Source organism: Nonomuraea sp. NPDC052129, assembly GCF_040680095.1.
GTDB lineage: Bacteria > Actinomycetota > Actinomycetes > Streptosporangiales > Streptosporangiaceae > Nonomuraea.
The window spans coordinates 187,253-199,333 of record NZ_JBFAVX010000002.1 but is presented as its reverse complement, the minus strand read 5'-3'; the positions used below and the strand labels follow the sequence as shown (position 1 = coordinate 199,333).

Sequence of the window (12,081 nt, the reverse complement as noted above, 5' to 3'; positions counted from 1 at the left end):
GCGGTCACTCTATGAATTTCAGCGAGTACGTCGTCTCACGCTGGGACACCCTCTCGCTGGCCGCCGGGGAACACGCCCTCGTCGTCGGCGTCGCCATCGGCGTCTCCACGGCAGTCGGCGTCGGCATCGGGCTACTCGCCCACGACCTTCCGAAAACCCGGGGATTCTCGCTGGCGATCTCCGCCGCGATCCTGACGGTCCCCTCCCTCGCCCTGCTCACCCTGCTCATCCCGATCACCGGACTCGGCTGGGGATCCACGCTGGTCGCGCTGACCGCGTACGCGTTCCTGCCGATCATCAGGAACACCGTGGCCGGGCTGCGCGGCGTCGACTCCGCCATGGTGGAGGCCGGACGCGGGATGGGCATGAGCCGGACCCGCGTCCTGCTGAAAGTGCGGCTGCCACTGGCCTGGCCGCTGATCCTCACCGGGGTGCGCGTGGCCACGCAGATGCTCATCGGCATCGCGGCCATCGCCGCCTACGTCGACGGCCCCGGCCTCGGCACGCAGATCTTCGAAGGCCTGTCCCGGCTGGGCTCGGTGAACGCGCTCAACGCGACGCTCGCCGGCACGCTCGGCATCGTGGTCATCGCCGTCCTGTTCGACCTGTTCTTCTTCGCCGTACGTCAACTGACCATTCCTAGGGGGCTTCGTGTTCGATCGTGACACCGGAGGCGCAAGCATCGAGCTGCGGGAATTGACCAAGCACTACCCGGGACAGCCCGCGCCAGCGGTGGACCACGTCGACCTCGACATCCCCGCCGGCGAGCTCGTGGTCTTCGTCGGCCCGTCAGGCTGCGGCAAGACGACCACGATGAAGATGATCAACCGCCTGGTCGAGCCCACCTCGGGCGAGATCCGCATCGGCGGCGACGACGTGCTGAGCCTGCATCCCGACGAGCTCCGCAGGCACATCGGCTATGCCATCCAGCAGGTGGGACTGTTCCCGCATCTGACCATCGGCCAGAACATCGGCCTGGTGCCGAAGCTGCTCGGCTGGACCCCCGCCAAGACCGCCGACCGGGTGGAGGAATTGCTCTCCCTGGTCAACCTGGAGCCGTCGGCCTACCACGACCGCTACCCCCGCGAGCTGTCCGGCGGCCAGCAGCAGCGCGTGGGCGTCGCCAGGGCGCTGGCCGCCGATCCCCCCGTGATGCTGATGGACGAGCCCTTCGGCGCGACCGACCCCATCACCCGCGAGCACCTGCAGAACGAGTTCGTCAAGCTCCAGAAGCAGCTGCGTAAGACGATCATCTTCGTCACGCATGACTTCGAGGAGGCCATCAAGCTCGGCGACCGCATCGCCGTGCTCAAGGAGCGGTCGCACATCGCCCAGTACGACACGCCCGCGAACATCCTGGCCAATCCGGCGGACGACTACGTCGCCGGCTTCATCGGCCAGGACGCCACGCTCAAGCGCCTCGCGCTGCTGCGCGTGGCGGACGTGGAGTGCCGGCAGCAGCCGGGCAGCGCGAACCTGCCGCAGATCACCGCGGACGCCAGCCTGCGCGAGGCCCTGGACGTCATGCTCGCGCACGGCACCGACCGCTGCGGCTCGCCGTCCGGCGTCCTCACCTACGGCGCGCTGTGCGAGGCCGTGGGAACCGAACCAGCGCCCGCCCCCCGACTGAAGTCGGTGGGATCCGGACCGAAGCCGGTGAGCGCCGCGCCCGTGCCGGACACCGCCCGAGAGGAGGCGGTCGGCAGGTGACCGCCGCGACACTCGGCGCAGGCCGGACCCGCTCACTCGGGCGCGCGTCAGGTCTGCGGTTCCTCATCACCCCCATCGCCCTCTGCGGCGTGCTGATCGCCCTGTACGCCTGGCTCGGCGCGCAGAACCTGGACTCGATCGAGAGCCGCAGCCTCACCCGTGAGGTCCTCCTGGCCAAGGCCGTGGAGCACATCCAGATGACGCTCGTGGCGACCGCGCTCGTGGTGGTCATCGCGATCCCCCTGGGCATCGTCGCCTCGCGGGCCCGCAACCGGCTGATCACCCCCATCATCCTCACCCTGGCCAACCTGGGCCAGGCGATCCCGGCCATCGGGCTGCTCGTGCTGTGCACGTTCCTGCTGGGGGTCGGCTTCCAGACCGCCCTGGTCGGCCTGGTCGCCTACGCGGTGCTGCCCGTACTGCGCAACACGATGGTCGGCGTGCAGCAGGTCGACCCCGCGCTCATCGAGGCCGCGCGCGGCATGGGAATGACCAAGGGACAGGTGCTGCGCCGCGTGGAGCTCAAGCTGGCCGTGCCGGCCATCCTCGCCGGGCTGCGGACCGCGCTCGTGCTGACCGTCGGCGTCGCCACGCTCGGCGCGTTCGTCGCCGCGGGCGGCTTCGGCGAGCTGATCATCAACGGGCTCAAGCTGAACCGCATGCCCGTGACCATCGCGGGCGCCGTGCTGACGGCGAGCATCGCCTTCTTCATCGACTGGCTCGGCGGGCTCGCCGAGAACCTGCTCAAGCCACGCGGCATCTGACTCCCCCTCTCATACCGCAAGTACCGTAAGCCCAGCTTCAAGAGGTGTTTTTCGTATGCGTGTCCGCAAGACGTTCACCCTGCTCACCGCCGCCGCCCTGACCCTGACCGCCACGAGCGCCTGTGGCTCGGGCGGGGAGGTCGAGGCCGCCAGCGCGGGCAATGAGCTGTCCGGCGCCAAGTTCGTCATCGGGTCCAAGGACTTCACCGAGAACATCGTGCTCGGCCAGATCGCCGTGCAGCTGCTCAAGGCGCACGGGGCCGAGGTCGAGGACAAGACCAACCTCGGCGGCACCGTGCCGAACCGCAAGGCGCTGACGTCGAAGGCGATCGACATGTACTGGGACTACTCGGGCACCGGCTGGATCGAACACCTGAAGAACGCCACCCCCATCCCGGACTCGGCCAAGCAGTTCAAGGCCACCGCGGAGGAGGACCTGGCGAAGAACAAGATCCGCTGGATCGGGCCGACCCCGCTGAACAACACCTACGCCCTGGCGATCCGCTCCGAGAAGGCCCAGCAGCTGGGCGTCAAGACGGTCTCCGACGTGGCGAAGCTCGCCAAGACCAACCCGAACGAGGCGTCGTTGTGCGTCGAGTCGGAGTTCTCGACCCGTGACGACGGGCTGCCGGGGCTGTCCAAGGCGTACGACCTGAACATCCCGAAGAACAAGATCAGCCAGCTGGACACCGGCGTCGTCTACACCGAGACCGACAAGGGCCAGACCTGCAACTTCGGCGAGGTGTACACCACCGACGGGCGCATCTCCGCGCTCGGCCTGACCGTGCTGCAGGATGACAAGCACTTCTTCCCGATCTACAACGCCGCGGTCAACGTACGGGACGAGACCTACCAGAAGTACCCGGCGCTGGAGAAGGTGCTCAAGCCGGTGATCGCCAAGCTGGACGACACGACCATGCGCAAGCTCAACGCCCAGGTCGACGTCGACGGCGAGGAGCCGAAAAAGGTCACCGCCGATTGGCTCAAGACCGCCGGCTTCCTCGGTAAGTCAGCCGCATAGCAAGTCATCGCCACCGGCCGCGCAGCCAGCCGATCGTGGCCCGGCGTGAGTGCTCGCGCCGCTCCCTCAGGTGCGGGGCGTGCGGCCGGTGGCGTGCATGATCTCCGGCCTACCCGATGGCCGCCCCGAGCACCCCTCAGCCCAGCAACTCCACCGTGCCCGCCTCGCCGTCCACCCGGACGCGGTCGCCGTCGCGCAGCCGCATCGTCGCGTTCCCCGTGCCGACCACCGCCGGTATGCCCAGCTCGCGGGCCACGATCGAGGCGTGCGACAGCGGCGCCCCCATGTCCGTGACCACGGCGGCAGCGCGCGGGAACATCGGGGTCCAGCCGATGTTGGTCAGCGTCGTCACGAGGATCTCGCCCGGCTTGAGCCGGTCGCCGTCCTCAGGTGAGGAGATCACCCGGGCGACGCCCTCGACGATGCCCGGCGCGCCGGGGAAGCCGGTGACCGTGTCGCTGACGGGCGCGCTCCCGCCGCGCGCGTCGTAGATGTCGCCGCGCCGGTCGGGGTCGGCGGCCCAGCGCACCGGGTCGAAGTGCCCGACGATCAGCGTCGGGTACGGCGGCAGCGCCGCGTACATCTCGTAGGTCGCCCGCCGGGCCGGGACCCGCTCCAGCGCGGACGTGTCGCCGCTCAGGAGGCCGAGGATCTCCTCCAGGTAGAGGAAGAACAGGTCGTCGCCGTGCCCCGTGAGCTCCCCGGCCCGCAGTACGAAGGCGCGCAGCACCCAGAACGCCCGCATGTTCTCCGACCGGGCGGTCTCGCGGTCGCGGACGACCTTGTTCCACCGGGTGACCCGGTCGCGCATCCTGGCTTCCTGGCGGGGGTAACGCTGGGCGAACCGCGCCCACGCCTCCTCGCGCGCCTTCTTCTGGCGGGCGAGCAGCGCCTCGGTGTCGGCGCTCACGTCACGGAGCCCGGCCAGCTGGGCGTCGATCCACGCCGGATCCTCGCCGGGACGCGGAATGGAGACCTCGAACTCGTGGGGCCCCCGATGGCCGTACAGCTGGGCGAAGGTGTCCCGGTCGATCTCTCCCCTGGCCAGCCTGCCCAGCCCGATGACCGGGCCGAGGCTGGCCAGCTCGCCGTCGGTGTTGACGCCGGTGAGCATGGCTTCGGCGTCGACGTCGCCCATCATCTTGCGCAGCTTGTCGCGGGTGTAGACGAGCGTGGCCCCGCCCTGCCGGCCGGCGGCCTCCAGCATGCGGCAGCTGGTGACGACGTACGGCTCGATCTCGCGCTCCCACAGATCGGCCAGCTCGGGGCCGGTCTCCATGGTGGCGACGCGGGCGCGCAGTTCCTCCGCCTGCCGCCGCGCGGTGGCGAGGAAGGCGGGCATGCCTTTGAGGTTCGTACGGACGCGCTTCTGGATGTTGATCCCCAGCGGCACGACCTTCTTGATGATCTCCCATCGGGAGACCTTCAGCAGCGGCACGTCGAGGCCGGGCGGCAGCTTGCCGAAGATCTGCTCGACGGCGCTCAGCCGTGACCGCATGCCGAGCGAGACGGCCATCGTGTACATGACGCTCAGGTTCATGTAGAAACGGCCGCCGATGTTGCCGACCAGGTCGAATCCGGGCAGCGCCGAGGCGGCCATCGCCTCATGGATGAACATGCGGACGAACGACCAGGTCGCGGGCGTCATCACGTCGGGGATGGCCTCGCCGAGGTTGCCGCCGGTCCACAGGTTCTCGCCCTTGAGACTGTCGTTCCACTCCTCGACCGGCTGCTTGAGGCCGGTGATCGGGCGGGCCTGGACGATGAAGAACGAGCCGTCGCGCCTGGCCCATTCGACGTCCATCGGCGTGCCGTACAGCTCCTCGATGCGCGAGCCGACCCCGGCCAGCTCGGCGGCCTGCGCCGGGTCGAGGACGGCCCGCCGCCGCAGCTCCTCGGGCACGGGCTCCTCATGCGTGCCGGACGGCGTGCGTACGGTCATGACGGTCTTGTCGCCGACCCGCGACTCGGCGACGGCGCCGTGGCGGACCACGACGGTGTCGGGGGTGACCTGGCCGCCGACGACCGCCTCGCCCAAGCCCCAGGAGGCGTTGATGACGATCTCGTCGCGGGCGCCGTTGACCGGGTTCGCGGTGAACATGACGCCGGCCGCGTCGGCGTCCACGAGCTCCTGCACGACGACGGCCAGCGCCACGTCGTCGTGCGGCACGCCGTTCTGCTCGCGGTAGGCGATGGCGCGGGCGTTCCAGAGCGAGGCCCAGCAGCGCTTGACGGCGTCGAGCAGCGCCTCGCCCCTGATGTTGAGGTAGGTGTCCTGCTGCCCGGCGAACGACATGCCGGGCAGGTCCTCGGCCGTGGCGGACGAGCGGACGGCCACCGGCACGTCATGGCCCATCGCCTCATATGCCGTGCTGATCTCCGCGGCGACGGCGGCGGGCATGTCGTGCCCGGCGAACAGGGCGGCGATCCCGGCGGCGTCGCCGGCTGCGGCCGCGTCGAGAATCCGGTCGCGGAAGTCCGCGGCGAAGGCCCGGTATGCCTCTGTGGTGATGTGGAAACCGCCGGGAACGGGCAGTCCTGCCCTGGTCAGCCTGGCCAGGGAAGCGCCCTTTCCGCCCACTGTCGCGAGGTCCGCGGCGGCATCGTCGAGAGGGAGTAGCACCCTCACGTGACACGCTCCTTAGCGCCCAGGGAGAGCGCGAGCTTCCGCTCCGCGATCTCCTCCATGGTGTCGAGGTAGCCGAGAGTGGCCAGCCTGACGGCCCGCGCGTCGTCGTCCGACAGCGTGGCGCCGGTGCCCATCGCGCGGACGCCGGTGTCGGCGACCAGCTCGACGAGCCGCTCCTCCGGCATCCGCATCTGCTCGGGCATCATGTTCTGCGTGAGCAGGAACCCGTAGATGACCGAGGCGAGGGTCGCGAGGTGCTCGGCGGGAGTCAGGTCCGAGCGGAGCACATCCCGCGCGGCCAGGTCCTGGAGGTACGTCCCGAACGCGGCGCCCAGATCGAGCGTGGTCTGGCTGCTCTTCTTCTGCCTGCTGAGCTTGCCGAACACCTCCGTGTCGTCCAGGATCAGCGCCCGCATGAGCGGCCGGCGCAAGAGCCCGCCGACCAGCTCCCGGAGCAGCTCGCGCAGGTCCGTGGGCGCGCGCTCGCGGACCTCACGCACCAGAAGGACCCGCTCACGGCGGATCAGCGCCGCGAAGAGCATCTCGCGGGTCTTCCAGTGCAGGTAGATCGTGCCCTTGGCGACCTCTGCCTGCCGGGCCACGTCGTCGATGGTCGTCTTGTCGTAGCCCCAGCGCAGGCACAGCTCGGCGGCGGCGTCGAGGATCCGGTGCGCCCGCTCCAGCTGACGCCCCGGATCCTGCGGGGGCCGTCCCACCCTGGCCATCTCGTCTCACCTCAAATGTTTGACTAGATGAGACTATGTAGTCATTTAATTAACCGCAAGTTCACCCCAGCTTCGCCAGGAGCTGTTCGGCGTCGGCCGCGAAGGTCGAGTCGTCGGTGCCGGCGGCGAGCCGGAGCATCCGCCTGGCCACGGTGAGGTCGCCGTGGGCGTACCGGATCTCCCCCAGGCGGAAGGCGGCCTCGGCGACCAGCTCGGGCTGCTCGGTCAGCCCCAGGGTGAGCTCGTAGTAGCGCACGGCCCCGTCGCGGTCGTTCAGCCAGTAGCAGAGCTCCCCCAGATGCGCCGCCGCCATGCCCGACTCGGTGTCTCCCGAGTCGATGACCCGCTGGTACCAGCCGAGCGCCTCCGGGAAGTCCCGCTCCCGCTTGGCCAGCGCCCCCAGGTACATCGCCCCGAGTGCGCTGACGTGCCCCATGCCCGAGTTCACCGCCTGGATGTACCACTTGCGGGCCTCGTCCTCATCCTCGTCGTGGTAGCTGTGGCCGAGCGCGACCATCGCCCTGGCCGCCAGCTCCTCGTCGCCCGCGCCCAGCACCCGCTCGTACACCTGCCTGCCCTCGGCCACCTCTCCGGTCCCGACCAGGGCCTGAGCGAGCACGCTCAGGGCGGTGGGCTCACCGCCCTCGGCCGCCTCCCGCAGCGTGCGCAGCGACGCCTCGGTGTCGCCCTGGCGGCCCTGGAGCATGCCGAGCAGGCTGCCGAACACCGACCGTACCGGGCTGTCGGCGTCCCCCGCCTGCCGTTCGGCCAGGCTGTAGAAGGCGGCGGAGTCGTCCTCGGCGTCGAGGAGCGCCAGCAGCCTGCCGCCCGCGACGAACCGCACATCGGGATCCTCGTGCTCGTTCAGCCGCTCGTAGACGGCCCGCGCCCGCTCCGTCTCACCGAGCTCGGCGAGCCGCTCGGCCACCCCCAGCTCGGTGAAGGCGTCGGAGCCGACCAGCTCGTAGTAGAGGTGGACGGCCTCGGGATCGTCACAGAGCTCCGCGAGCTCCCTGGCCTTGGCCCCGGCGTGCGGCCCCAGATGCGCCAGCACCTGTACGGCCAGCGCGTGCTCGCCCCGCTCGTACGCCTGGTAGGCCAGGGTGTTCACGTTGTCCAGGGCGGTCTGGGCCAGCGCGGACCCGGTCCCCGCGGCGGCGCCGAACGCCTCCGCCGCCCCGAGCGGGTCACCGTCCTCGTGCAGCCAGCAGCCGAGCTGGATGCCGCCCCTGGCCGCGGCGTCGGCCTCACCCGATTCGACGGCCAGCCGCGCCTGCCCGACGGCCGCCGCCTTGTCACCCAGCGCGTGCAGGGCCTCCGCGAGATCGGCGCGCATACCGGGGATCTGCTGACCGGTGTCGATCCCCTTGCGGTACATGTCGACCGCGCCCGCCAGGTCGCCCGTCGCCTTGCGCGCGTCGCCCCACACCCAGTAGCCCATGGCCACCGTCTCGGGATCGCCGGTGCCGACGGCCAGCTCGGCCTCGACGGCGATGGCCGCGTACTCCTCCCGCTGGAGCAGGTTGACGAGCAGGTGACACCGGCAGGCGAGATCGCCGGCCGCGGCGCCACGTTCGAGCACGTCACCGGCGCCCGTCAGGTCGCCGCGCTCCTCCAGCAGGGCGGCCAGCTCGACGGCGGTGGCCGGCAGCGCGGCCCGCAGCGCCTCGGCGGCTCCGTCCAGGTCGCCGCGCCGGCGCCGGACGACGGAGACGTTGCGCCACGCCATGAGGGCGATCTCGTCGTCGCCGCTCTCGGTCGCGGGCAGGAAGCACAGCTCGGCCTGGCTGTGCTGACCGTCCCCGGCCAGCTCGGCGCCGAGCCCGAGACCGGCGCGCGCGGCCCACTGGGGGTCGCCCACCTCGATGACCAGTTGATAGAGCGCCCTGGCGAAGTCCTCGTCGCGGCTCGCCCTGGCCATCTCCAGCGTCTCGGCGAACGCGTCGTCGGTGGGGAACCCGCTCGCCTCGGCCCGGCTCGCGGGGAACTCGCTCATCTCCGTCAGCAGGCGGCGTACCTCGGCTATGTCGCCGGCGTCCAGCGCGAGCAGGAGCCCCGCCATCGGCGCCGACCCGGTCAGCTCGGTCAGCGCCGCCAGGGCGCCCTGCCGGTCGCCCTCGGCGGCCAGTACCCACGGCCGTTCCTCCGGCGACGCCGTATCGAGCCGGACCCGGGCCGTGGCCGCGGCCCGTTGGTCGGTGTCCTGGGCCGCCGCGCGTTCATAGGCCGAGCGGGCGCCCTCCGAGTCACCCGCCTCCTCCAGGTGGCGCCCAGCCTCCAGCAGCGTGGCGCCCGCAGCCTCAGGATCGGCCGCCACAGCCCGCTCGAACGCCGCCCGCGCCCCCTCGAGGTCGCCGGTCCGCGCGAGGAGCCCGCCCAGCAGGCACTCCGCCTCCGCCGCCGCCTCGTCCGGCGCGGTCCGCACCGCGGCGGCCGCCTCCACGAGCGCTCCGTCAAGGTCACCGCCGTCACGCAGAAGCCGGGCCAGATGCGGGGCCGCCGCCACCTCGCCGAACGCCTCCCGCAGCACCTCACGGGCCTCGCCGGGCAGACCGGTCGCGACCAGGATCTCCCCCAGCCGCAGCGCGGCCTCGGCCACATGCGCCCCGTCGGCCCAGGCCGCCGCCCCCTCGCGCGCCACCACCTCGTCGTCTCCGGCCACCATCCCTTGGTACGCCTCCGAGGGCCGCTCCGCGCCGTACCCGGCGAGTATCTCTCGGTACGTTCGCGCCGCCGCGTCGAGGTCGCCGAGCGCGTGCCAGGCCCGGCCGAGGTCGCGCCGCGCGACGCCGGCGAGGCGTTCGTCAGGACCGGCCAGCGCCTGCTGCCAGGCGGCGATCGCACCGTGCGTGTCACCGGCGTCGTGGCGCAGGGCGGCGAGGTAGCAGGCCGCCTCCTGCCGGAAGTCCGGGTGACCGACGCCGAGCAGCAGGGACAGCGACCCGTCGGCCGCGGCCGTCTCGCCCTGCCGCCGCCACGCGTGCGCGGCCTGCAGGGCGAGCATGGACGCCATCCACGACCTGCCATCGTCAGAGATCGCCTCGAACGCCGCGGCCGCCGCACGGAAGTCACGGTCGAGCAGGAACCGGGCGTAGCTTCCCGTCTCCCCCTCTTCCGGGTGAGCCTCCGGAACGCGGCCGAACGCGGCCCGCGCGCCGTCGAGGTCGTCGATCCGTACCCGGGTGAGCCCGAGCAGCCACGCGTGACGCGGCGCCTGGACCGGGTCGCCCTCGGCGACGAGCCGTTCGTGCAGGCGGCACGCGGCCAGCAGGTCACCCTGACGCTCGAACAGCCCGAGCAGCGCGCCCACCGCCTCGAGCCGGAGCCCCCGGTGGCCGGTCTCCATCGCGGCGGTCAGCGCGGCCCGCGCCTCCGCCAGATCACGCTCGCGCGTACCCTCGCCGTCGTCCTCTCCGGACTCGCTCGTGTGGTCACCGAGCAGCTCACCCAGCCCGTACGCCACCCACGCCGCCAGCACCGGATGCCCGTCGGCCCGCGCCCGGCGCAGCAGCGCGACCGCTTCCTCGGCCTGGCCCTGGTTCACCAGGACGTCCTTGAAGATGGTGGCCGTATAGGACAGCGCGAGCGGGTCACCCGAGTCGGCCGCCGCGTGGAACAGCCGGGCCGCGTCCGACAGGTCGTACCCGATGGAGGCCAGCACCTGCGCGAACACCGCGGTGCCGATGGCGGCCGTCGTGGGGTGCTCCATGGCCTCGCGGTAGCGGACCAGCCCCTCCTCCCTGCCCAGGCGCTGGTGGTCGATGACCGCCCGCAGCACCGGGTGCGGTTCGTCGCCCGATTCGCGCAGCAGGTGCAGGAAGAACTCGGCGCTGAAGCCCTGCAGCAGGTCGTCGCCCTCGGCGACGTACGACAGCAGCTCGTCGGCCTGCTCCCGATCACCTTCGCCCAGCTCCAGCTCGGCCAGCGTCATCATGGCCCGGACCGACTGCGTGGCGGCGCCGGAGTCGATGGCGTCGCGCAACAGCCGCCGCGCCCCGGCCAGGTCGCCCGCCTGCAGGTGGCGCAGCGCCTCGTCGACGTCCAGGAGCGCCTGTTCCTCCACCGGGTCGGCGAGCGGCTGCTGCCGCGCCGCGTGGTCGAGCAGCAGCGCGGCCTTGAACGCCGCGTCGGGGTCGTCGTGCTCGGCCGCCTCGGCCACGAGCGCCATGACGCTCTCCCGCTCGTCCGGGTGCCGGTCGAGCAGCAGGCCGAGCAGCGTGATGGAGATCGAGGACCAGTCCGACTCCCCCGCCTCCAGTACGGCCCGCAGCGCCGCGAGCGCCTCGGCCACCTCCCCGGCCTCGGTGTGCATCTGCGCCAGGCACGCCTGGGCCTCGACGGCGTACTCCCGCTGGCCGCTGGCGACCACCCGGTGGAAGATCGCCCTCGTCGCCGCCACGTCGCCGAGCTGCGCGGTCACCTTGGCCTGCTCGATGAGCGCGGGCAGCCGCTCCTCGGGCCTGGGGTCCTCGGCGGCCTCGGCATAGGAGGCCGCCGCCTCGGCGTACTCGCCGAGATCGACCAGGACCGCGCCGAGCAGCCGGTGGGCGGTGGCCAGGTGGTCGGGGTGTCCCACGGCGATCGCGTGCTCGCACACCTCGCGGGCGGCCGCGAGATCCCCCTCATCGGCGTGGATCCGGTAGAGCTGGAACGCCGACAGCGACACCACATCGGGATCGCCGCAGGTCAGCAGCTCACGGTAGTCGTCTTCGCTGTCCGCCAGCTCGAACAGGTCACGCGCCGTACCCGGATCTTGGGGGGCGAAGTCGGGCAGCTCCAGCTGGGCGGCCATCGCGGCCACGGCGGGACTGTCGCACCGGCGCGCCCGCTCCAGCGCCTCCTTCGCGCCCTCGACATCGCCCAGCTCGGTCAGGACGAGCACCAGCGCCGTCTCGGCGAGCGCGGCCACCTCGAAGTCGGCGCCGTCGCAGGCGATCATCAGCACCCGGTGCGCGGCGGGCCATTCGCGGGCGGCGACCAGCATCATGCCCATGGCGATGGCGGAGCGCTGCCCGAAGACCGGGTCGCCGGAAAGGATCACCGACCGGTGCGCGGCCTCCGCGCCGTCGAGATCGCCCTGCTCCTCCAGCAGGCAGGCCAGCAGATGTGACGCCTCGGGATCGCCGGTGGCGGCGATCTCCCTGAACAGCACGGCCGCCGCGTCGGGATCCCCCGCTTCCCAGCACTTCATCGCCGCGGCCAGCTGCTCTGACTCCATATTGCACTCCCCAG

7 protein-coding genes are annotated in these 12,081 nt (G+C 71.7%); 4 read left to right on the top strand and 3 right to left on the bottom strand.

Annotation, left to right across the window (positions count from 1 at the left end; translation table 11 throughout):
* Positions 1–11 precede the first annotated feature (11 nt).
* The 4 genes from AB0L53_RS05815 to AB0L53_RS05800 are packed head-to-tail and all read left to right on the top strand — an operon-like array spanning position 12 to position 3,495.
* Positions 12–665 (top strand): ABC transporter permease, encoded by a 654-nt coding sequence (locus tag AB0L53_RS05815; RefSeq protein WP_357947744.1) that lies wholly within the window; start codon positions 12–14, stop codon positions 663–665.
* A complete protein-coding gene (locus AB0L53_RS05810; RefSeq protein ID WP_363990875.1) occupies positions 652–1,710 on the top strand; it encodes an ABC transporter ATP-binding protein in 1,059 nt (352 codons plus the stop codon). The genes AB0L53_RS05815 and AB0L53_RS05810 overlap by 14 nt, the downstream gene beginning before the upstream one ends.
* Positions 1,707–2,474, top strand: a complete 768-nt coding sequence (locus AB0L53_RS05805) for an ABC transporter permease (RefSeq protein ID WP_363990872.1) — start codon at positions 1,707–1,709, stop codon at positions 2,472–2,474. Before AB0L53_RS05810 ends, AB0L53_RS05805 begins: the two co-directional genes overlap by 4 nt.
* Positions 2,475–2,529: 55 nt before the next feature.
* Complete coding sequence (locus AB0L53_RS05800) at positions 2,530–3,495, top strand: glycine betaine ABC transporter substrate-binding protein (RefSeq protein ID WP_363990869.1); 966 nt, start codon at positions 2,530–2,532, stop codon at positions 3,493–3,495.
* A 136-nt stretch (positions 3,496–3,631) separates the two neighbouring features.
* On the opposite strand, the gene AB0L53_RS05795 is transcribed toward AB0L53_RS05800, so the two are convergent.
* The 3 genes from AB0L53_RS05795 to AB0L53_RS05785 form a co-directional block, all read right to left on the bottom strand.
* The gene (locus AB0L53_RS05795; protein ID WP_363990866.1) at positions 3,632–6,124 is read right to left on the bottom strand and encodes a PEP/pyruvate-binding domain-containing protein; all 2,493 of its coding nucleotides are present in this window, start codon (positions 6,122–6,124) and stop codon (positions 3,632–3,634) included.
* Positions 6,121–6,849: a helix-turn-helix domain-containing protein gene (locus AB0L53_RS05790; protein WP_363990863.1), complete on the bottom strand. Its 729-nt coding sequence runs from the start codon at positions 6,847–6,849 to the stop codon at positions 6,121–6,123. The genes AB0L53_RS05795 and AB0L53_RS05790 overlap by 4 nt, the downstream gene beginning before the upstream one ends.
* A 61-nt stretch (positions 6,850–6,910) precedes the next feature.
* Positions 6,911–12,067, bottom strand: a complete 5,157-nt coding sequence (locus AB0L53_RS05785; RefSeq protein ID WP_363990860.1) for a tetratricopeptide repeat protein — start codon at positions 12,065–12,067, stop codon at positions 6,911–6,913.
* Positions 12,068–12,081: the final 14 nt, after the last annotated feature.